The 22282-nt window shown below is 71.9% G+C and carries 16 protein-coding genes; 12 read left to right on the top strand and 4 right to left on the bottom strand.

Annotation, left to right across the window (positions count from 1 at the left end; translation table 11 throughout):
• Both CF165_RS42670 and CF165_RS42665 read right to left on the bottom strand, forming a co-directional pair.
• On the bottom strand, window positions 1–1281 hold a 1281-nt coding region (locus tag CF165_RS42670), incomplete at its 3' end, for a trypsin-like serine protease (protein ID WP_093953285.1).
• Between the two features lie 399 nt (window positions 1282–1680).
• On the bottom strand, window positions 1681–2160 hold the full coding sequence (locus CF165_RS42665) for a hypothetical protein (RefSeq protein WP_093953284.1): 480 nt from the start codon (window positions 2158–2160) through the stop codon (window positions 1681–1683).
• Window positions 2161–2383: 223 nt separating this feature from the next.
• Here CF165_RS42665 and CF165_RS42660 point away from each other — a divergent pair, with 223 nt between their 5' ends.
• Entirely contained in the window at window positions 2384–6532 is a 4149-nt protein-coding gene (locus tag CF165_RS42660) for a polymorphic toxin-type HINT domain-containing protein (RefSeq protein ID WP_093953283.1), read from the top strand.
• Between the two features lie 17 nt (window positions 6533–6549).
• Complete coding sequence (locus CF165_RS42655) at window positions 6550–7395, top strand: HEAT repeat domain-containing protein (protein ID WP_093953282.1); 846 nt, start codon at window positions 6550–6552, stop codon at window positions 7393–7395.
• 60 nt (window positions 7396–7455) lie between these two features.
• Here CF165_RS42655 and eccCa read toward each other — a convergent pair whose 3' ends face one another.
• Complete coding sequence (gene eccCa / locus CF165_RS42650) at window positions 7456–11382, bottom strand: type VII secretion protein EccCa (protein WP_093953281.1); 3927 nt, start codon at window positions 11380–11382, stop codon at window positions 7456–7458.
• A gap of 145 nt (window positions 11383–11527) precedes the next feature.
• Here eccCa and CF165_RS42645 point away from each other — a divergent pair, with 145 nt between their 5' ends.
• The 7 genes from CF165_RS42645 to xynC all read left to right on the top strand — a co-directional run bounded on the left by CF165_RS42645 (window position 11528) and on the right by xynC (window position 18283).
• Window positions 11528–12298 carry a WXG100 family type VII secretion target gene (locus CF165_RS42645; RefSeq protein WP_093953280.1) on the top strand — a complete coding sequence of 257 codons (771 nt, stop codon included), beginning with the start codon at window positions 11528–11530 and terminating at the stop codon, window positions 12296–12298.
• A gap of 49 nt (window positions 12299–12347) precedes the next feature.
• Window positions 12348–13361, top strand: coding sequence for a WXG100 family type VII secretion target (locus CF165_RS42640; protein ID WP_093953279.1), 1014 nt, complete (start codon window positions 12348–12350; stop codon window positions 13359–13361).
• Between the two features lie 3 nt (window positions 13362–13364).
• Entirely contained in the window at window positions 13365–14720 is a 1356-nt protein-coding gene (locus tag CF165_RS42635; protein ID WP_093953278.1) for a WXG100 family type VII secretion target, read from the top strand.
• Complete coding sequence (locus CF165_RS42630; RefSeq protein ID WP_205661148.1) at window positions 14720–15190, top strand: hypothetical protein; 471 nt, start codon at window positions 14720–14722, stop codon at window positions 15188–15190. The genes CF165_RS42635 and CF165_RS42630 overlap by 1 nt, the downstream gene beginning before the upstream one ends.
• A complete protein-coding gene (locus CF165_RS42625) occupies window positions 15187–15507 on the top strand; it encodes a YbaB/EbfC family nucleoid-associated protein (RefSeq protein WP_013224119.1) in 321 nt (106 codons plus the stop codon). Before CF165_RS42630 ends, CF165_RS42625 begins: the two co-directional genes overlap by 4 nt.
• Before the next feature lie 34 nt (window positions 15508–15541).
• Window positions 15542–16915, top strand: coding sequence for a type VII secretion integral membrane protein EccD (gene eccD, locus CF165_RS42620; RefSeq protein WP_093953276.1), 1374 nt, complete (start codon window positions 15542–15544; stop codon window positions 16913–16915).
• 99 nt (window positions 16916–17014) lie between these two features.
• On the top strand, window positions 17015–18283 hold the full coding sequence (gene xynC, locus CF165_RS42615) for a glucuronoarabinoxylan endo-1,4-beta-xylanase XynC (RefSeq protein ID WP_093953275.1): 1269 nt from the start codon (window positions 17015–17017) through the stop codon (window positions 18281–18283).
• A gap of 9 nt (window positions 18284–18292) precedes the next feature.
• Here the strand turns inward: xynC and CF165_RS42610 are convergent, their stop codons facing one another.
• Entirely contained in the window at window positions 18293–19360 is a 1068-nt protein-coding gene (locus CF165_RS42610; protein ID WP_093953274.1) for a type VII secretion protein EccE, read from the bottom strand.
• Between the two features lie 139 nt (window positions 19361–19499).
• Between CF165_RS42610 and eccB the strand changes: the two genes are divergently transcribed.
• From eccB to CF165_RS42595, 3 genes are read left to right on the top strand one after another with little or no spacing between them, the layout of a single operon-like run.
• The gene (gene eccB, locus CF165_RS42605) at window positions 19500–20921 is read left to right on the top strand and encodes a type VII secretion protein EccB (RefSeq protein ID WP_093953273.1); all 1422 of its coding nucleotides are present in this window, start codon (window positions 19500–19502) and stop codon (window positions 20919–20921) included.
• Between the two features lie 11 nt (window positions 20922–20932).
• The gene (locus CF165_RS42600) at window positions 20933–21628 is read left to right on the top strand and encodes a response regulator transcription factor (RefSeq protein WP_205661147.1); all 696 of its coding nucleotides are present in this window, start codon (window positions 20933–20935) and stop codon (window positions 21626–21628) included.
• Entirely contained in the window at window positions 21625–22260 is a 636-nt protein-coding gene (locus CF165_RS42595) for a response regulator (RefSeq protein WP_093953271.1), read from the top strand. Before CF165_RS42600 ends, CF165_RS42595 begins: the two co-directional genes overlap by 4 nt.
• Window positions 22261–22282: the final 22 nt, after the last annotated feature.

The following is a 22282-nucleotide window of genomic DNA, read 5'->3' as shown; positions in this document are numbered from 1 at the left end:
CTCGCTGTTGGCGGCGAAGAAGTCGTCCCACAGCGTGCCGTTGCCGGTGAACTTCGTCCCGTCGGACAGGGCCACGTAGACGTCGGCGGAGCTTCCCCGGCTGAACGTCGCCACGTCGGCCTTGCCGTCCCCGTTGAAGTCACCGGACAAGGGAATCTCGGCGCCGATCGAGAACCGGTCGTGCCACAGCACGCTGTTGCCGACGAACTTGCTCCCGTCGGAAGCCGCCACGTAGACGTCGCCGTCGGTGCCGCGGACGAAGGTGGCGATGTCGCCCTTGCCGTCGCCGGTGAAGTCGGTCGGCGACCGTGCTCCGGTGGTGGCGGTGAACTGCGGGCTCGCCGCACCGGTCGAGGCGACCACCAGGTAGGACCAGGTCTTGCGGGCCGTGGCCGAATGCAGGAACGTGGTCGCCTTCGTGGTGCCGATGAGCTGCGTCGCGCTGTTGGTCGCCGGACCGGCCGAGCTGGCGTAGATGGAGTAGGTCGCGTCGTCGGACGCGGCCAGCGGGGTCCAGGACAGCGTGACGCCGTGACCGACCGCCTTCGCGGTGCCGACGATCGCCTGGCCGCGGATCCACGCGCTCAGGTCGTCTACCCGGGCCCCGGTGGTGCCCTGGCGGGTTTCGGTCTCGGCAAGACAACCGTGCTGCCACGACGTGCTGGACACGGCTGCGATGCTCAGGTTGCCCGCGCTGTCGGTGCGCATGATCGGCGCCCCGGCGTCGCCTTTGCAGGCATCGGCGCCCTCCGCACTGGTCAGCGACAGGGTCGTCGCGGTGCTCGCGGTCGTGGTGAACTGGGCGCGGCGGACCTTGTCGGGTACCCATTCGTCGCCGGTGCGGCCCCAGCCGATGAGGTTCACGGTCTCCGCGGAGCCCGGCACGCCCGACGCGGCGGCCAGTGGCAGCGGGGTTGTGCCGGTGGCGATGGTGTCGATCCTGGCCAGGGCGACGTCGCGGTCGGTACGGACGTAGAGCTGAGTGACCTTCGCGACCGTCCCGGTGGTCGTCGTCAGATCCGGGCGGCCGACGATGACGGTGGTCGCTTTCGCCGGGACACCGCCTTGGGGGTTTTCGGGGAAGCAGCTCGCCGCGGTGAGCACGAGCGTGGGTTCGACGAGCGCGCCGCTGCAGGCCCGCCCGTCCATGGAGATCTTCGCGGCGAAGCCGTAGTTCGTGACGGTTCCCCCGGAAACGGCCGCCGCGGGTACGACAGCTATCAGGCTGCCGGTGAGGAACACGGCGGCCAGGGTGGCGCCGCGATGAAGACGTGAAAACATTGAGTGGTTCCCCCGCTCGTTGATCAGTCGCCTGGTGAACGAGTTCTGCGGAATTCGTACCGCGGAACACAGTCGCCGACGGTTTCCGCGTCGGTGCCGCCGCACGCCGCCCAAGCGGCGACAAGACCGGGAAATACGGCTTCCGGGCTTCCTGTTGATTGTGGCGTGAGTTTTCCGCTATTTTTCTCCGCAATATCGAATACCGGGGCGTGGACTTTGCCGCGAATTCAGCGCGACGGGATCACTGGCCGGAATTTCGGGTCAGGAGGAACCGATGAGTTCGAGCAGGGTTGCGGGGTCGGCGCCGGCCCCGGCCAACGTCGTCAGGTTCGCCTTGAGCTTGTGTCCCTGCCCTGGCCCTTCAGCAGCTGCGCCTCGTCGGCCGGACCGTGGGCGGGCTCAGGGAGTGGCGACGAGGGTGACCAGGGTGCTGCCCTTGTCCCCGGGGATGGGCGTCCACTCGTTCTTCGAGATGTCGATCGCGGTGCTCTGGCCCGCAAGCGTCGCCTTCACGGTGTGGTCGTCGCCCTTGACGAAGGTCACCTCGGGGATCTCCATGGTCAGCCTGCCGGACTGGCCGGCCGGGACCTTGAAGCAGGCGATCGGCTTGAGGTTGCGGCGCACCCGGATGAATCCGTCGTTGCCGGGCGTCGACGGGCAGTCGGCCAGCAGCATGTGGCCGTCACCGGTGATCAGCTTGAAGCCCTGCTCGGCCAGGATCTTGTCCGCGCCGGGGTAGCTGTAGTCCTCGACGAGCGGCGGTTGTTCGTCGGCGGCCCGCGTGGTCTGTGCGGTCCCGGCGACCGCCGAGGCGGCCGTCGGCAGGGTCGCGATGAGCAAACCGGTGGCAGCAGCCAGCACGAGGAACGGCTTGGCCATTCGAATCTCCCCTTAGTGAAACCCCCAAGGCAGGCTGACGCCTGCGAATCGCACACTAAACGTCGGGGCCCGTCGCCGTCAACGAGTGACCGCCCCGACCAAGGGCAGACTGGTAAATGAATGGTGACACCTCTTCCGTGCCGCACGTGTGTGCCGCTACGGTACGAACAGTCTTTCTTGGCACACGGCTTACATCAGTTGAGCTACTGGGGGGAATTGGCCAATGAGGATCTGGGGGAAGCGTCGGCTTTCGCGCGCGCTCAGAACACCCGTCGCAGCGACACTGGCCGCGGCTCTGGTCGCTGGGCTGGCCCCGGGGCTGGCAGCGTCGCCGGCGGCGGCCGCACCGGCCGCGGCGGCCGCGGACCAGCCCGGCGAGCGCGCCCAGGCGGTGCAGCTGTGGAAGACCGGCGGAGCGGGCGTGGAGGCGGCGGCCGAGGCCGCGCTCACCGGGACCGATGAGGACGTTCACCGGTTCCTCACCGCCGACTTGGCCGCGGTACAGGACAACGATCTCTGGAACGAGATCGGCCGGTTCATGTTGCTGGGCGGCGCGAACACGCGCACCGCGGCGACCGCGGCGCTGGACGGAAACACCGACGCCAAACGGCAGTTCCTCGCCAGTGGCTGGCAGGCGCCGTGGAAGGAAGACATCCGCGGCAAGGTCGGCCAGGTGATGGCCGCGGCCCCGGCCGGCAGCAACGTCCGGACCGAGGGCAGCCGGGCGCTCGACAGCGACAACGTCGACACCATGCTGAAGTTCCTCAGCACCGGCAAGGACGAGGCGCAGGACGCCGACGACACCATCCAGGTCGGCAGGCTGATGTCCGCCGCCGGCCGGGGCACCCGGGTGTGGGAGGCCGCCCAGCGCGCGCTCGACGGCACCACCGAGGACATCCACGAGTTCCTCCGGCAGGGCTACCAGGTCGCGGTCCAGCGCGACCAAGAGGTGTTGTCGGTCAAGTCGCTGGCCGAGCTGGCCAAGCAGGCCGGTGACCAAGCCGCGCTGCAGACGCAGGCCGCCAAGGACGCCGCCGACGCCGCCGTCGCGGCCGCCGCCAAGGCCAAGGAGGCGGCCGAGCGGGCCAAACGGGAAACCGATGCGGCACAAGGCGATGCCGACCGCGCCGCGCAGGCGGCCGGACGGGCCGCCGAGGGCGCGCGCCGGGCCGCGGAGGCCGCGCGGACCGCGATCAGCGCCGCCGCCACGGCCAACGAGGCGGCCCGCATCGCGGCCAACGCGGCGAGCAAGGCCGCGGCCGCGGCGGTCGCCGCCGGGCAGGCCGCCGCGCGGGCCCGGGACGCCGCTGTCCAGGCGGGCCTGGACCACGGCAAGGCGGATGCCGCGCGGGACGCGGCCCGCACCGCGCGTCAGGTCGCGGAAGCGGCGGATACGGCCGCGAAGGCGTCCGAGGCCGCGGGGAATGCCGCGACCGCCGCCGGGAACGCGGCGACGGCGGCCGGCAGCGCCGGTGCGAACGCCGATGCCGCTGCTTTCGCCGCCGGGCAGGCGTACCAGGCCGCGCTCGCGGCCGGTGCGAACGTGGCCGAGGCCAAGGCCGCCGCGGACCGCGCCCGCCGGGCCGCCGCCGAGGCCAACCGGGCCTCGGCCGCGGCGAGGAACATCGCCGCCGGGGCGGCCCAGGCCGCCCGCGAAGCCCATGACGCCGCCACGTCCGCCGCCGCGCACGCGAGGGCCGCAGCCGACGCCGCCGACGAGGCCGCGAACGCCGCGTGGCAGGCCGACCAGGCCGCGGGCAAGGCGGAGGACGCCGCCAAAGCGGCCGACCTGTCGGCCAAGGAGGCCCAGGACGCGGTCGACACGACGATCAGGATCGCCGACACCGCGCGCAACGCCGACGCCGAACGGCTCGCCCAGGAGAAGTCGGCCGCGATCGCCGCGGCCCAGGACGCGAAGGCCGAGGAGGACGAGGCCAAGGCCAAGGCCGAGTGGAAGGCAGGCCAGGCGGTCGCCCTGGACGCCGAGGCGCAGCGGCTGCTGAGCGAGGCCCGAGACCCGGCCACCCCGCCGGCCAAGGTGATCGAGAACGGGCGCAAGGCCGCCGCCCGGCTGGGCAAGTCCGGTGGCCCGTGGACCCGCGCCGCGGCCGAGGCCACACTGGCCGGCGGCGAGCCGGACGTGAAGATCTTCGTCGCGACCGGCCAGCAGCTCGCGGCCGCGAACGACGACCGGGCCAGCGTCGGCGCCATCGCGGACACCACCGCGAAGATCCCGCAGCGGCAGGCCGCGATCACCGCACTGGGTGGTGACGACGCGCTCGTCCAGGTGTTCCTGCGCACCCGCGCCTACCCGGGCCAGTTCGACGACCTGCTGAGCGAGGTCCGCCAGATCATGCTGGCGGCCAAGGAGGGCTCGAACGTCCGCACCCAGGCCAGCCGGGCCATCGACACCAACCAGGTGGACGCGCTGCGCGCGTTCCTGGACACCGGCCAGTACGCGGCCCGCGACGAGGACAACCGCAACGAGTTCCGCGCGGTGCTGGCCTGCGGCGACAAGTGCCCCGAGGTCAACGCGGTCGCGCAGGCCGCGCTGGAGGGCCCGGCGTCCCGGTTCCGCCGCATCCTCGACGTGGAGATCCCACGGGCCCGTCAGCGAGACGCGGACACCGCGGTGCATGTCGCGGAGATCAACGGCTACCTGTCGAACGGCAGCCAGTCGGCGGCGACCGCACGGTCCAACGCGGCCAAGGCCCACGAGTTCGCCGCGCGGGCCCGGTCCGCGGCCGACGAGGCGCAGCGGTACTCCGACGAGGCCCAGAGGCAAGCCACCAAGGCCGGGGAGTTCGCCCAGCAGGCCAAGGAGTCGGCGGACGCGGCGCAACGGTCGGCCGACCAGGCCGCCGAGTCCGCGCGCCAGGCCGCGGCCGCCGCGGCGCAGGCCAACCAGGCCGCCAACTCGGCCGCGAAGTCGGTCGCGCAGGCGCAGGTGTCGGCCAGCAAGGCCAACGACTTCGCCGCGGACGCGGCCGCGTCGGCCGAGAAGGCCAGGTCCGAGGCGCTGGCCGCGAACAAGTCGGCGGGTGAGGCGGCTGACGAGGCGGCCAAGGCGCAGAAGATCGCCGCGGACAAGAAGCTGGCCGAGGACCAGCAGAAACGCACCGCGGACGAGCAGCGCAGGCAGGACCAGGCCGGCAACCCGAACGTCGGCCAGCCCGGCACGGCCACCGACGACGACAACGAGGTCCTGTCCGGCAGCGACGAGGACGTGCTGCGGCTCGAGGGCGGCCAAGAGGCCGTCGACGAGTACCGCAAGGCGATGAGTGACGCCGACAAGGGGGTCCTGGACTGGATCCTGGAGAACGGCGGCAAGGTCATCCTCGACATCATCGGCTGGGAGGACGCCCGCAAGTGCTTCACCGAGGGTGACATCGGCGGCTGCATCTTCACCGCGCTCAACGCGATCGGCCCGATCCGCGCGCTGAAGGTCGCGTTCAAGCTGCCCGAGGCCTTCTCCGCCGGTGTCAAGCTGGTCACCGGGTTCCACCGGTTCCGCGAGGCGGTCGCGGCCGGTCGCGTGGTGGTCGACAAGCTCGGCGGCAAGCTGCGGGACGTCTACCAGTATCTGAAGAACCCGTGTGGTCCCAACAGTTTCACACCGGACACACCGGTGCTGCTGGCCGACGGCTCGGTGAAGGCGATCAAGGCCATCCGCCTCGGCGACGTGGTCCTGGCGACCAACCCGGTGACCGGGCAGACCGCGGGCCGGCCGGTGACCCAGCTCATCCCCGGTTCGGGTGAGAAGAACCTGGTCGACGTCACGATCACCGGCGGCGGCACGGTCACGGCCACCGAAGGCCACCCGTTCTGGGTGGACGGCAAGGTGTGGCGTGAGGCCAAGGACCTCGGGGTCGGCGACAAGCTGCGGCAACCCGACGGCCACTGGGTCACGGTCACCGCGACCCACCACTGGACCGCGCAGCAGGACGTCAACAACCTCACCGTCGACGACATCCACACGTTCTACGTGCTGGTCGGCGGCATCCCGGTGCTGGTGCACAACTCCGGCGCCAAGGTCTGTGCCATCGGCGCGGCCGGTGAGGCGAGGGTCGCCGCGCTCACGAATCTGCCCAAGAACACCGTGACAATCAAAATCAACGGCCGGGACCGGATCCCGGACTTCCTGACCCGCGACCGGACCGGCGTGGCGACTTACCTCGGCGAGTCCAAGAACGTCGCCTACCAGTACCTGTCGACGCAGCTGAAGGACTACATGGCCGAGGCCGCGAAGGGCGGGGTCAAACTGCAGCTGTTCGTTCGTCAGCAAGTGAACGGCAAGCCGGGTACCGTTCTGTCCGGTCCGCTGAAGGCCCTGTGCGACGCTAAAGTGATCATCCTGCATGAAGTCATCTGACGAGGGAAGGCAAGTCGGTGCGTCTGTCTCAGGATGAGGTCGCCCAGGCGATCCTGGAGTACTACGAGCTGCCCGAGGATCCTCCGGCGCCGTTTGAGGGCTTTCCCGGCGCCGCGGGACTGTCGCACAGCGAGGTGGTCGACCGCATCGCCGCCGACCCGGGCTTCCAGGCCGAGCGGATCGCCGAGCTCAAGAACGACCCGGGCCTGCCGCAGTACCGTGAGGAGGCGAGCGGCCTGCTCGCCTCCCTCGCGGAGGCCGGGTTGCCTGTCCTGGTGGTCGAGCACCTGCACCAGCTTCAGGTCAACGGGGAGAAGCTCGACTACAAGGCCCATGTGCCGCTGCTGGTGGAGTGGCTGGACCGGACGGACTACTTCCCGCTGATGGGTGAGCTGGTGCGGACGTTGTCCTTCGCCTTCGCCAAGAAGCAGGCCCGGCCGGTGTTCCTCAAGCTGTTCCGCGATCTGCCCGAGCTGCGAACAGCGGTTGGGCATGAGGTCACCGAGTACGACCGGGAAAACCTGCGGTGGACGATCGGCCTGGGCCTGGCCAAATTCGCCGAGCCTGCCGTCGCCGACGAGTACCTGGATCTCATAGCGGACCCGAAGTACGGCGGCGCCCGGACGGCACTGGTCAGCGCGTTGCCGAAGCTCAAGGACGACCGTGCCGCGGCGGTGGCCATGGGCCTGCTGGACGATCCTTCGGTCGCGCACATGGCCGTCCGGGCCCTGGCCAAACTGAACCACACCGAGGCGAAGCCCCGGATCCAGGCCCTGCTGGACGATCCTCCGTCCAGTTGGGACGACAACGACGTCTACAACGTCCGGACCGAGGCTCGCAAGGCACTCAAGAAGCTGGGCTGAGTTCCCGCCACCGTCGCGCGGGTGGCGAGCCACCGGAGCGGATGCGTTCCTGGACAGCCCTCACGCCTCCGCCGGTTTGGTCCACGCCACCTGGACCAAACCGGTGCCGTGCCGCCGCGACACCAGCGTTCCGCGGCCCGGCGGCTGCGGTGACGGCTTCACGTCCGCCAGCAACGCCCCCTCGTCCTTGGTCCCCGACATGATCAATCCCGGCGACCCCAGCTCCCGCAGCCGCTGCAGCACCGGCTCGAACAGCGCGCGCCCGGCGCCGCCGGAGCCGCGGACGATCACCAGGTGCAGGCCGATGTCGCGGGCCTGCGGCAGGAACTCCAGCAGCGGCTGCAAGGGATTCCGCCCCACCGTCGCCACCAGTTCGTAGTCGTCGACCAGGACGAACAGCTCCGGTCCGCGCCACCACGAGCGGTTGCGCAGCTGGTCCGGCGTCACCGAAGGCCCCGGCAGGCGGTTGCGCATCGCCTGAGCGCACTCGCCGATCAGGTCCGTCAGCTTGGCTTCCGTTCCCGCGTATCCCAGCAGGTGCGGCTCCGACACCGCGCCGAGCAGGCCACGGCGGTAGTCCGCGATGATGATCGCCGCCTCTTCCGGCGTGTACGCCGATGCGATGCCATGAGCCAGCGCACGCAGCAGGGAGCTCTTGCCGGACTCGACGTCGCCGAAGGCCACGAAGTGCGGGTCCGCCGCGAAGTCGAGGTGCACCGGGCGCAACGTCGACTCCGCGATGCCCAGCGTGACCTGCCGCGAAGGCGCCGCGGGCAAGGTGTCCAGGGGGACTTCCGGCGGCAGCAGCCGGACCTGCGGCGCGCGCGGGCCCTTCCACGCGTCCGAAATCCGGCGCGTCAGGTCGACGCCGCCCGTGCCGACCGTTTCCGGACGCTGGTCGCCGTCGATGCGCGGGAGGGCCGCGAGGAAGTGCAGCTTCTCCGCGGTCAGGCCGCGTCCGGGGCGGTCGGCGGGGACGTTCGCCGCGACCTTGCGGTCGACCGACGAATCCATCGGGTCGCCCAGCCGCAGCTCGAACCGGGTCCCGATGGCATCGCGCAGCGGGGCGCGGACGCCGATCCACTGGTTGAGCGAGACGATCACGTGGATGCCGAAGCCGAGCCCGCGCGCGGCCAGCCCGGTGATCTGCTCCTCGAGCTGCTCGAACTCCTGGCGGATCGTGGTCCAGTTGTCCACCAGCAGGAACACGTCGCCGAACTCGCGGTCGTCGGTGCTTTCGGTGAACTCGGAACGGCGGGCGCGGAAGGTCGCCATCGACTCGATGCCTTGCGCGGCGAAGAACTCCTCGCGCTGTTCCAGCAACGTCGTCAGCTCGGCCACGACGCGGCGGCAGCGTTGCGCGTCTCGGCGGGTGGCGTACCCCGACACGTGCGGCAGCCCGGCGATCGGGGCCAGCGCGCCACCACCCATGTCCAGCACGAAGATCTGCACCTCGGCCGGGGTGTGCGTCAGCGCGAGCATGCCCGCGATGTCCTTCATCAGCGTCGACTTCCCGCTCTGCGGCGCGCCGACGATCAGCGCGTGCCCGGCCGCGCCGGAGAAGTCGGCCCACAGCAGGTCGCGGCGCTGCTCGAACGGCTTGTCCACCAGCGCCACCGGGATCGTCAGCTTCCCGTTGCCGCCCCAGCCGAGTGGGCACAGGCCGCGGGCGGCGTCTTCGCCCAGCGGCGGCAGGAGCTGGTCCAGCGTCGGCGGCTCGGCCAGCGGCGGCAGCCAGATCTGGTGCGCGGCCGGCCCGCGACCCTCCAAACGCGACAGCATCGCGCCGATGATCGTCTCGCCGGTGCCCTCCGCCGAAGGAGCTGCCGAGACTTCCGTCGTGACCGGGATTTCCACCGGGGCCAGGGAAAACGGCAGGACGCCCAGCTCTTGCCCGTCCTCGCGCACGACCGTGCTCCGCGGCGGCAGCTCGCCGGAGACGTAGGCCGCCTTGAGCCGGATCAGCGTTTCGGTGTCGGACTTCAGGTACGCCGACCCCGGCACCGGCGGCAGGTGGTAGGCGTCCGCGACTCCCAGCACCGCCCGGCTTTCCGCCGCCGAGAACGTCCGCAGCCCGATCCGGTACGACAGGTGCGAGTCGAGCCCGCGCAGCCGTCCTTCCTCCAGTCGCTGGGACGCCAGCAGCAGGTGGATGCCCAGCGACCGGCCCAGCCGGCCGATCGCGACGAACAGGTCGATGAACTCCGGCCGCGAGGACAGCAGCTCGCTGAACTCGTCGATGATCACCAGCAGCGACGGCAGCGGCTCGAGCGGCGCGCCGTCCGCACGCGCCTTCTCGTAGTCGCGCACCGACGCGTAGTTCCCGGCCGCGTGCAGCAGCTCCTGGCGCCGCAGCAGCTCGCCGTTCAGCGCGTCGGCCATCCGGTCGACCAGCGCGAGGTCGTCGGACAGGTTCGTGATGACGGCGCACGTGTGCGGCAGCCCGGTCATCCCGGCGAACGTCGCGCCGCCCTTGAAGTCGATGAGCGCCAGGTTCAGCGTCTCCGACGAATGCATCACGGCCAGCGCCGTCACCAGCGTCCGCAGCAGCTCGCTCTTGCCCGACCCGGTCGCGCCGATGACCAGGCCGTGCGGGCCCATCCCGCCCTCGGCCGACTCCTTGAGGTCCAGCTCCACCGGACGGCCTTCCGGGTTGACGCCGAGCGGGATCCGCAGCCGGTCGCGGGCCGCGCGCGGTGCCCACGTCACGGCCGTGTCGGTGTCGCGCGGGTCGCCGATGCCGAGCAGGCCGGCCAGCCCGAACGTCGTCGACATCGGCTTCTCACCGACGACGGCGGCGGGCGTGTGCAACGGCGTCAGCATCCTCGCGAGGGCTTCCGCGGCGCCGCGGTCGAGGGTGTCCGGGCGGCCGAGGAACCCGAGCCGCTGCTCGCCGGCGTCGCCGACGACCATGCCGAGCGAGTCCGGCGCGGTGTGCAGGCTCAGCAGCCGTTCGGTCGAAAACGTCCGCGGGTGCTCCTGCCCGATCTCGAGCACCGTGACGCCGAGCCTGCCGTCCTCGCCGATCAGCCGGGGCTCGTCGTGGGCCGTGCCGCCGTCGACGACGACCACCAGATGCCCCACGTCGAGCCCGGCCGTCGCGCGGCGGCTGAACGCGGGGCGTTCGCCGAGGTCCGCGCCGAGCAGCTCGGCCAGCCCGGCCGCCGATTCCGCGGCCAGCCGCCGCGAGCCGACGGCGTCGGTGGCGGCGGCCGCCGTCGCGTGCGGCAGCCACTTCGCCCACTCCCAGTCGTGACGGCGGTCCGGCGGCACGCACACCGCGATCCGCAGGTCCGCGGGGGAGTGGAAGGCGACGAGCTGGCACAGCAGCGCCCGCACCAGGCCCAGCACGTCCGGCCGCCGCCCGGCCACGGTGACCGCGGCGAACGACCGCAGCGACAACGCGACCGGCAGGCCGTCCACCGTCGAGTAGGTGCGGATGAAGTGCTTGAGGCTGGTGGACGACACCGGGTCCAGGTCCTCCAGGGGCACGGTCTGCGGCGCCTTCAACGGCGTCGCGAGCCGCTGCGGCCCGGTGCCCGCGCGCACCTGCGCGAAGTGGCCGTCACCACGCCGCCGGTCCCACAGCTTGCCGGTCTCGACGTAGGCCCACAGGTCGGCCGGGTCGGGCTGGACGGCGATCATCGCGGCGCGCTGGGCGTCGGCGATGTCCCGGACCTGGGTCCGCAGCCCGGACAGGTACCGCTGGTAGTCGCGGCGCTCGTCGTTGATCTGCGCCTTCTTCGCCATCCCGCCGCGGCCCAGCGACATCACGACCATGCCGCCCATCGCGCAGACGAACAACGCGCCGAAGATCCACGTCATCACGCCGCCGTCGCGTCCGATGTAGACGAACGACATCGCGCCCATGCCGAGCATCATCGGCAGGAACATCATCAGCTGCATCATCCCGCCGGACGAGCTCTTCGGGAGCATCGGCGGGGACTGCAGCACGATTTCGCTCGGACGGTCGGGCGAGAGGCTCATCGGTACAGGCTCGCTCCAGTTCGGGGGTGCGCTGACCGGTATTTTCGCCACATACCGTCGTCGCGCGGTGGGTACTTTTGCCGTCCGCCCGCTTCCGGGGCCGAACTTACGCTCAGCCGAGCAAGCCACCCTCGGAAGGAGAGCCATGGCCGGCGAGTACCGGGCCGAGCCCGAGGCGATGCGCTCCGCCGTCGGCAACGTCGGCGGCATCATCGCCCACGGCATCAACGCCGTCGCCGACCTGGAACGGCTCGTCGTGCAGCCGATGTCGTTCGCGAGCTTCGGCAGCGCGGTGGCCGCCGCGAACGCGGCCCTGCACTCCGGCCAGGTCACGGCCGTCCGCACGCTCCTGCAGCTGCTCCAGCAGGTCAACGGGCTCGTCAAGGCCAGTGCGGACGCCTACCAGGCGGCCGACCGGGACGTCGCTTCCGGCTACGGCGGCGGGCACGCTCCGGCGAGCCCGGCGTCGTCGATCTGGGGGAGCTCGCACGCTTCGGAGCTCGCCACCCTGGCCATCAACGACAGCGCGGGCGCGCGCGGCGAGCCGTCGTCGGTCGGGAACGTGCTGCGCTACCTCGGCGACGCACGGCTGGGCAGGCTCGGCGACCACCCGATCACCGACGCGCGGTTCCACGGCGTCGCCGACTTCAACGACTGGCTCGCCGGCGACGCCGACAACCAGGCGCGGGTCGGGCTGATCGAGGTCTACGCGGGAACCGCGCGCACCTTCTCCGACGTGCCGGGCGGGGTGCACAGCGGTGACGTCGTGGTCGTGGAGCCACTGCTGTTCTCCGACCGCAACCCGGTCATCGGCGTCGCCGGCGACGGCGGCCGCCTGTACAACCACGGGCTGCTCGACGCCCGCTTCAGCGGGCTGTCGAAGGTCAGCGTCTACCGGCCCGCGTCCGTCGTCTGATCGTCCTGTGCTCCGAAGAACGTGCCCTAGAACTCTGTGAGGTCGTCCGATGCTGACTTTCCCGAACTCGAGCGCGATGGACGCGACCGCGTCGTCGGGCGGGCCGATCACCATCCTGCCGCAGATCGTCACCGGTCAGCCGGAGCAGATCGCGAAGCACGTGGTGGACCTGGTCAAGAAGGCCGAGCAGTTCCTCAGCATGTACAACGAGCTGACCAAGGCCGCCGACCAGCTCGGGAAGATCTGGTCGGGCGCGGCGAGCGAGTCGGCGCTGAAGAAGATCAGCGAGTCGCTCGGCCAGCTCACGAAGATCATCAACGTCGTGGAGAAGGGCGCCGAGCTGCTCGGCGTCTCCGGGACGCTGATCAAGACCGCGCAGGAGGCCTACCGCGCGGTGGTCGCCGCGGTGAACCCGACGGTCGCCGCGCTGATGTCGAACTGGTGGACCTACGGCGCCGCGGTCGCTTTGTCGACCGCGACGAGCGCGTCGCTGCGGGCGTTCATCACCGCGATCGGCGCCCTGCTCAAGGCGCTCGGCGCGGTCGACCTCGCCCAGCAGGTCACCACGCTCGCCCAGGTCATCGGCGAGATCGACAAGCTCTTCCACCACGGCTCCGGCGGTTCGGGCCCGACGACGCCGTCGATCGGGAACACCCCGGTCCGCGCGCCGCAGACCCCGGCGCCGGTGGCGAGCCCGTCGGGGCAGCAAGCGGTGGCGGGCGGGAGCGGCGGGGGGATCCCGCAGCAACAGCCGTCGTTCACCGACTACACCCCGCCGGCGCTCGCCAGCTCTTCGCCGGGCTCCAGCGGTTCCAGTGGTGGCGGGAGCCCGGTCAACAACTGGATCCCCGTCGACCACCCGGCGACGACGACGCCGGCGGTCGCCTCGATTCCCGCACCCGCGCCCGTGCACGCCGACGAGGTCGTCATCCACACCAACCTCACCACCGGTGAGTCCACTGTGGAGGCTCCGGGCGGCCAGGACTTCGACATCGACATCGCGATGGACTACAACGGCAGGCACTTCAGCCAGCACGTCGGCTACGACGCGGCCGGGAACTAGCCGATGGCGGGCGCTGTGGACGCTTCGGGGATGGTCAGCGCCGTGCTGTCCGGCTACCGGCGCGTCCTGATCGAGTGCCGCCGCCGCGTCACCGGTGATCCCGGTGCGCTGAGCGCGGCTTCGCAGCGGGTCTCGGCCCAGGCTTCGACGGTTTCGCGGAAGGCCCGCGAGGTCGGTACCTCCGCGAAGACCCTGCACGCGGACTGGGACGGCGCCGCCTACGCCGCGTTCGCCACCGCGGCGGCCGAACTCGGCCGGGAGCTCGCCGACACCGCCACGAAACTCGACGACCAGGCGAAACGGCTTTCGGCGGCCGCCCGGCTCGTCCGGTCGGCGGAGGCCGCGATCGACTCGGTGATCGCGCAGTTCGACCAGTACGCGGCCCAGCTCACCGCCCAGGCCCGCGCGGTGAGCGCCGGTTCGGTCGGCGCGTTCGTCCAGGCCGCGCGGCAGCTCGGGGAAGAGGCCGCCGCCGCGGCCCGCCAGGTCGTCGACGAGTTCGCCGACGCCCTCGCCGAGCTGTTCCCGCCCGAAGGCGTCGGACGGCTCGAGCACGAGCTGGGCAAGTGGGCGCGCGGCCCGCTGCACTGGCTGAACGGCGAGCCGATGGACGGCCGGAAGCGGCCGCGGACCGTGCCGTCGTGGTTCGGCAACTCCGGCTGGAAGAAGCTCACCTGGGACGGCCTCGAAGGCACCCGCGCGCCGAAGAAGGCGGACACGCCGTTCGGGCAGCCGGAAGCCGAACACCTGAAGGACAAGATCGGCCGCAACACCGAGATCACCTACTACAAGTTCCAGCACGAGCAGGACGGCTTCTCGCCGGAGTACGACGGCAAGATCACGTCGAAGGGCTGGGACGCCGGCGCGTCCGGGCACGCCGAACTCGCCGCGCTGCACGGTGAGCTGGAAGGCAAGAAGGAGTGGGGCGTCGCCGAAGCCCACGCCAAGGGCACGGTGTTCGCCGGCGGCGAGGTGAGCGCGTCCGGCACGATCGGCGCGCACGGCGCCGGCGCGCACGCGAACGTCTTCGTCGGCGGGAAGGTCGAGGGCGAAGTCGCCGCGGACGTCGCCGGCATCGGTGTCGGCGCGAACGGCACGCTCCAGTACGGCGTCGGCGCGCAGCTCGACGCCCAGGCCGTCTACGACGCGGGGCACCTCAAAGTGAACTTCAAGGTGGGCGCGGCCCTCGGCGTCGGCGCGGGCGTCGGCGCGAAGATCGACATCGATCTGCCCAAGCTCGGGCACACGATCGGCGAGTACGGCGGCGCCGCGGTCGACGCGGTCGGCCACGCCGCCCACGACGCCGCCGACGCCGTCGAGTCCGCTTGGGACGACGCCGTTTCGTACGTGGGGTTGTGATGACCCTTCCCCTCGACTTCGTCATCCCGGACGGCTGGACCGCGGTCGACCCGGGCGACTCCGGCGCGGTGTTCGTCGCCGTGCACCCGGTGCCGGGCGAGGAGTTCACGCCGAACATCACCGTGAGCGTGCAGCAGCGGCCCGACGAAGCATCGGTCGACGCCATCGCCGACGAAGCCGTCGAGCGCCTCGCCCGGACGTCCGCCGGCCTCGACGTGCTGAGCCGCCGCGACGTCGGCGACCCGGCCGCGCCCGGCGTCATGCAGCTGCTGCGCCTGCGCACCGGCGAAGGCACCGAGCTGATCCAGACCCAGGTGCACCTGACCGTCCCCGGCGCCACGCCGGACGAGCGGCTGGTGCTCGAGCTCGCCTGCACGGCCGCGCCCGCGACCGCGCGGCGGCTCTCACCCGGTTTCCGAGCGTTCGTGGCCAGCCTCCACGTCCGCCAGCACGAAGGGACACAACAGTGACCGATCCGTACGCGGTGCCGGACATGGACGAGTTGCTCGCGCAGGTGCGCAAGCAGACCGAAGAGGTCCAGCGGATCCAGCGCACGGTCGAGGCGATGGAGATCAAGGCGCACTCGCGGCAGAACGAGGTCACCGTCACCCTGCGCGGCGACGGCCGGTTCACGTCCATCGACATCGACCCCCGCGCGATCCGCGAGTACGACGCCCGCAACCTGTCGGAGATCGTCCTCGAGGCGGTGAACGCCGGGCTGCAGAAGCTCGCCGAGGCTTCGAGCGCCAAGTTCGCCCCGGTGATCGCGGCCGCGAAAGACGTCTGATGCCCGCCGACGTGCTTTTTCCCGTGGAGGCGGCATGAACACGGCATCTTTGACGGGAACGACCCGCCGGGTCACGGTGGTGACGCCGAGGGCCCGCGTCGATGTCGCGCTGCCGCAGCAGTCGACGTTCGCCGAACTGGTGCCCCAGCTGGTCCGGCTGGCCGGAGCCTCCGGGCAGGCGTCGGCCGAACACCCCGGCTGGGTGCTCTCCCGGTTGGGTGGGGCCCCACTGGCGCTCGGCTTGAGCGTCGCCGCGGCCCAGATCCGCGACGGCGAAGTGCTGCACCTGACCCCGCGGGAGCGCCCGCGGGGGCCGCTGCTGTTCGACGACGTCGTCGACTCGATCGCCAGCGTCGCCGACGCCGACGGCGGGTGGGGTCCGTCGGTGGCACGGCGGTCGGGACTGGTCGCCGCGGTGGTCCTGCTGCTGGCGGGCGGCCTGCTGGTGCAGGCGGCGGCGTCCGGCAGCGTCCTGGCCCCGATCGGGACCGGGCTGCTGGCGTTGGTGCTGCTGCTCGGCGGTGGCGCGTTGAGCCGCGCTTACGGCGACGCCGAGGCGGGCGCGGCCGGTTCCCTGGCGGGGGTCGGCGTCGCGCTGCTGGCGGGCATGTCGGTGCTGCCACCGCATCCGCTGTTCTCGCTGTCGGCCGGGCCGCTGTCGGCGGGCTTCGCGGCGGTGACGGTCTACGGCGTGCTGGCGGCGGTCTCGGTGGCCGACCGCCTGCCGTGGTTCGTGGCGATCACCGGCGCGGCCGGCCTCGGCGCGATCACTTCCGGGGTCGTGCTCCTGGCGGGCGTTTCCCCGTTGTCGGCCGCGGCGGTGGCCGCGGTGCTGGGCACGGCTCTCGCGGCGGTCGCGCCGATGCTGGCGTTGCGCCTGGCCCGCCTGCCGCTGCCGCGGGTCCCGGACGACATGGAGGCGTTCCGCGCGGACGAACAGCCGTCACTGGGCACCGAGATGATCGGCCGGACGTCCCGCGCGCAGGCGGTCTTGACGGGGTTGCTGGTGGCGCTGGGCCTGGTGGTGCTCGGCGGGTCCGTCGTGCTTTCCTCGGGCGGCCCGTGGGAAGCGGGCTTGGCGGCGCTGCTGGGCGTGGCGTGGATCCTGCGCTCCCGGTCGTACGCGGGCCGCGCGCAACGCCTGGTCTTGGTCGGCTTCGGCGTCCTCGCCCTGGTGTGCGCCGGGGTGTGGCTCGTCGCCTCGGGCAACCGCACGGCCGTCTTCGCGGCGGGCTGCGCGGTCGTCCTGGCGGCGGTGGTCTGCCTGGTGTACGCGACGCGGGTGGCGCGTGGGCTGCGTTCCCCTTACTGGTCAAGGCTTTTGGACGTCTCCGAGTTTCTGGTTCTGCTTTCTCTCGTGCCTTTCGTCGGCATGATCGCCGGGGTCTACGAGGCCGTTCGCGGCTGAGCGGTCCCCGAGGTTGACTTGACGCTGACACACGGACGCGTTAAGACTGGTTTTGGGAGCGCTCCCAGGATGTTCGTCAGTCGACTCCAGGGAGATGCCATGTCACCACGTCGAGACCAGTCCGAGATCGCGGGTTCGCCGCTCCTGAGCCGGCGGGCCGTGCTGGCGGCGGGCGCCGCGCTGCCGGTGCTGGCGGCAGGGACACCGGCCGCGGCGGCCACCGCGGTGACCGTCGAGCCGTCGAACGTGCAGCAGACGATCCTGGGCTTCGGCGGGATGAACCACACCGTCTGGATCAGTGATCTCACCGCCGCCCAGCGCGAGACAGCGTTCGGCAACGGCACGGGGCAGCTGGGCTTCACCGTGCTGCGCATCCCCGTCCACGAGGACCGCAACAACTGGAGCCGCGAGGTGGCCACGGCCCGGCGGGCGAGTGAACTCGGGGCCAAAGTCATCGCCTCGCCGTGGAACCCGCCCGCCTCGATGACCGAGAGCTTCTCCGGCGGCAAGCGGCTGCGCTACAACGCCTACGGCGCCTATGCGCAGCACCTGAACGACTTCACCGCGTTCATGGCGAACAACGGAGTACCCCTGTACGGGATCTCGGTCCAGAACGAACCGGACTACGCGCAGCAATGGACGGCGTGGACCGCGAGCGAGATCGTCCGGTTCCTGCGCGAGAACGCCGGCACGATCAGCACCAGGGTCATCGCGCCCGAGTCGTTCCAGTACCGCAAGGCCATGTCCGACCCGATCCTCAACGACGCCACCGCCCTGGCGAACGTGGACATCATCGGCGCGCACCTCTACGGCACCCCGTTCGCGGACCTGCCCTACCCGCTCTTCCAGCAGAAGGGCGGCGGCAAGGAGCTGTGGATGACCGAGGTCTACTACCCCAACAGCACCGACTCGGCCGACCTGTGGCCGCAGGCGCTCGACGTGGGCGAACACATCCACCGGGCGCTGGTGGACGGCCGGTTCCAGACCTACGTGTGGTGGTACATCCGCCGCTCGTACGGCCCGATGCGCGAGGACGGGCAGATCAGCAAGCGCGGCGCCTGCATGGCGCACTTCGCGAAGTGGGTCCGCCCCGGCTTTTCGCGGATCACCGCGACCGCGAACCCGCAGCCGAACGTCTACGTCTCGGCGTTCAAGAGCGGAGCCAGGATCGTCATCGTCGCCGTCAACAAGAACACCTCGGCGGCCGACCTCGCGTTCACGATCCGGGACACCGGTTCCGCGACCGCCCCGACCTGGCTGACAAGCGCGAGCGCGAACCTCGCGCGCTCCACCGACGTCACCATTTCGAACGGGGCGTTCACCGCTCAGTTGCCGGCCCGCAGCATCAGGACAGTCGTCGTGAACTGAGCTGTTCCGTCAGCTGTCCAGCGCGAGCGGCAGGGTCCGGCGCACCCCGGACCCGTGCCGCCCGTGCAGCGGGACCACCGGGATTCCCGGTGCGGGAACGGGATTTCCGGGCCGCGCCCCGACCCGGATCGTCACCTCGGCCTTCTCGCGCCCGCCGGGCGTCCGCGTCAGCGTGTACGACGTGGCCGTGAAAGCCGCGCCGGGCACGGCAAAGTCCACCACCCGCGGCGAACGCGGCGTGAAGCACGCCTGCGCCGCGTTCCCCCAGGTCCAGGACCGCCAGCGGTCGGGAGCGCCGCCGGCCGCCCCTTGGACGCCCAACGCCACCCGAAGCTCCTGGGCGAGTTCCCCCGCCTCCAGGACCGTGCTCTGGTACCCCGCCTCGGCCAGCGCCCCCATCAGGCTCAACGCCGCCGACGCCGTGCTGCGCAGCGCGCCCAGGTCCCCGCCCCCGCGGGCCAGAGCCGCGACGGGCGCGAGATCCGGCCGGTACCGCACCGCCAGCCACCGCACCCGCAGCACCTGCTCGCCGCGCGGGATGGCCCACGTCAGCAGCTGCGCCGACGCCAGCGGGACGTCCGTGCGCCGGTAAGCCGCGTGCAGGACGTCCACCAGCGACGACGGCACCGGCTCACCGGCTCCCGGCGTCAGGCGCACGAGGGCGCTCCACCCGCCGCCGACCTCCGCGACGCCGAAGCGGTTGCCCGCCCGGTCGACGTGCTGGCGCACCTTCACCGGCCCGGCCACGCGGTGCAGCGGGTCCGGGCTGTCGCGGCGGGTGTCGTGGCGCCGCAGCCGGTACGCCGTCCACGTCAGCGCCCAGCCCGCGAGGTGCCGCCCGGCGAACCGCACCGACGTCGCCAGCACGACCAGCCCCGCCCCCGCGGCGACACTGATCCGCACCGGCTGCGTGACGCCGTCGACCAGCCACGCGAGCAGAACGGCGAGCGCGGCGATTTCCCACACGGCCGCCTGCAGCGGCCGGACCGGCAGCAGCCAGGGCAGTGGTGTGGCGGCGGGCCGGGGCGGTGCCGGGCGGACGGCGCTGACGGTGGTAGCGGTGGTGTCTACGGACACGGGCTCCCCTTTCCCCGAGCCTGCGACGCTACTGCCTCCCCGGATGTGGTGTGGGCGTAAAAATTACCCTCGCCCCGGATGAATCCGGTGCCTAGCATCATGCGCTCGGGAGGACGACGCACACCGGGGGCACAGCAGCGTGTGGACGCAGCGGGATCAGATCCAGGCGTACCAGTTCCTCCGCCGCAGGCTCGTTTCCGCGCTCGTCGCCGCCGACGCCAACCACCCCGTCTCGCCCAGCCGCCGTCTCGTGCTGGGCACGGTGCTGGGGCTCGCGGCGGCCCTGCTCGTCACCGCCGTCTTCGGCATCATCGGCCTGCTGAACCCCGCCGGCGGCAAGGACTGGCTGGCCGGCGGCAAGGTGATCGTCGAGGAGGGCACCGGCGCGCGGTTCGTGCTCGGCGCGGACGGCGTGCTGCACCCGGTGCTCAACTACGCGTCCGCGCGGCTGCTGGCCGGCGGCAACGGCGAGGCGACCGTGTCGGTGTCCTCGAAGAACCTCGGCAAGGCGGGCCGCGGCACCCCGATCGGCATTCCCGGCGCGCCCGACTCGCTGCCCGCGCCGAGCGCGCTCGACGGCACCGCCTGGACGAGCTGCAGCCGCACCAGCCAGGACGCCCCCGCGTCGGACGAGCCCCGCACCGCCGTGCTGCTCGCCGCGCCCGCGTCCGGCGTCGAGCTGCCACGCGACCAGGGCGTGATCGTCCGGCTGCCGCGGGGAGAGCGGTTCCTGCTCGACGGCGGGCGGCGCTACAAGCTGAGCGACGAGGCCGCGACTGCGCTGCAGTTCGACAGCTACCCGACGATCGCGGTGTCCGCGCGGTGGATCGACACCGTCCCGGCGGGACGCGACCTCGCCCCGCTGCCGGTCGGCGGCGCGGGCGACCCGGGACCGGCGGTGGGCGGCCGCGGCACCCGCGTCGGCGAAGTCCTCGCCGTCGTGGACGCGATGGCCGCGCCCGCCGCGGCGACGTCGTACTACCTCGTCCGCGCGGACGGGCTCGAGCCGATCGGGCAGACCGAGGCGAGCCTGCTCGTGACGACGGCGGCCAACGCCGCGGCCTACCCCGGGCCGCCCGCGCCGGTGGAGGTCCGCGCGGCCGATGTCGCCGCGGTCCCGAAGGTCGCCGCGTCCCGCGCCGGCGGCGCCGACCCGGCGGCCTACCCCGACCGCATCCCCGGCAAGGCACCGATCACCGGGAACTCCGTGGCGCTGTGCGTTCAGGGCAACCGCTTGCTCGTTTCGGCCGAATTCCCGCTTCCCGTTGGCGCCAAGGCAATCCAGGTCGCCACCCGGTCCGAAGCACGGGTGGCGGACGAGGTCTGGGTTCCCCCGTCGGGGGGAGCTGTCGTCGTCGAATCGGGCTCGGTCACGACTTACCTGGTGACCGACACCGGCCGGAAGTACCCGGTGGTGAACGCGCAGGCATTGGCCTCGCTCGGCTACGGAGGAGCCGCCAGGCCACCGATCGCAGGTAGTTTGCTGGCATTGGTGCCGACGGGCCCCGCGCTGGACCCGGCCACGGCCGGGCAGCCGGCTCCGTCGGGTGGAACGGGGTGAAAGTCGTGCACATGACAGAAGAGCGTTCGACCGGCGACGCGGTGGGCCAGGGGCGGGTCCGCGTCGCGGTGATCGAAGACCACCCGCTGTACCGCGTCTCCGTGGAGCGGGTACTGGCCGAAGCCGATTTCATCGAGCTCGGCGCGGTGGTCGACTCGGTCGCCCGCTTCCACGTCCACCGGCAGCCGCCGGGCAGCGTGGTCCTGCTCGACCTCGGCCTCCCGGGCGTCGCGGGCGCGGCGGCGGTGCTGGAGGTCTGCGAACTCGGCCACCACGTGCTCGTCGTCTCCGCCCAGGCGGAGCCCGAGGTCGTGCTGGGGGCGATCGCCGCGGGGGCGCGGGGGTTCCTCTCGAAGGACGTCGACGCGGACGAGCTGCTGATCGCGATCAAGACGGTCGCCGACGGCGGCGCGTACGTCTCCGCCGTCGTCGCCGGGATGATCATGAAGGACAACGCCGACCGGCCGGCCACGTCCGCCGAAGTCGAGCTGTCCCCGCGTGAGGAGCAGGTGCTGCGGCTGGTCGCGGCGGGGGAGCGGGACGTCGACATCGCGCTGATCCTCGGCATCGGCGTCCGCACGGTCCGCGGCTACCTCGACCGCATCCGCGACAAGACGGGCGAACGGCGGCGGCCCGGCCTGGTCAAGGAGGCCATCCGGCGCGGCCTGATCGGCGGCACGGACCCCCGGCGCGGCGGCCGCAAGTGACCGCCGCCCGGAGCATCCACGTCGGCGTGATCGAGGACCACCCGCTCTACCGGTACGCGCTGACCCGCGTGCTCACCGAAGCCCCGGACATCCGGCTCGGCGCGGTCGCCGACTCGGTGGCCCGGTTCGCGGTCCAGGACCAGCCGGCGGGCAGCGTCGTCGTCCTCGACCTCAAGCTGCGCGGCGTCCAGGACGCGGCCGCGGTCCTGGAAGTGGGGCAGATGGGACACAAGGTGCTGGTGGTGTCGGCGCACGCGGAACAGCCGGAGGTCCTCGGCGCGATGCAGGCGGGCGCGAAGGGCTTCCTCTCCAAGGACGTCGACGGCGACGAGCTCCTGCGCGCGATCCGCACGATCGCCGACGACAACGCCTACGTCTCGCCGACACTGGCCGGGATGATCATCCAGGACAGCGAAGATCGGCACGCGGGGCCGAAAATCGTGTTGTCCGAACGGGAAAAGCAGGTGCTGCGCCTGGTGGCGGCGGGGGAGCGGGACGTCGACGTCGCGGAGATCCTCAACATCAGCGTCCGCACGGTCCGGTCCTACCTGGACCGCATCCGCGACAAGACCGGCGAGCGCCGCCGCGCGGGCTTCGTCCGCGTCGCGATCCGCGAAGGCCTGCTCCGCTGAGGCTGGGCCCAAACGCCCCAAT

The organism is Amycolatopsis vastitatis (assembly GCF_002234595.1).
Classification (GTDB): domain Bacteria; phylum Actinomycetota; class Actinomycetes; order Mycobacteriales; family Pseudonocardiaceae; genus Amycolatopsis; species Amycolatopsis vastitatis.
This window is presented reverse-complemented; position numbering and strand designations above follow the sequence as displayed.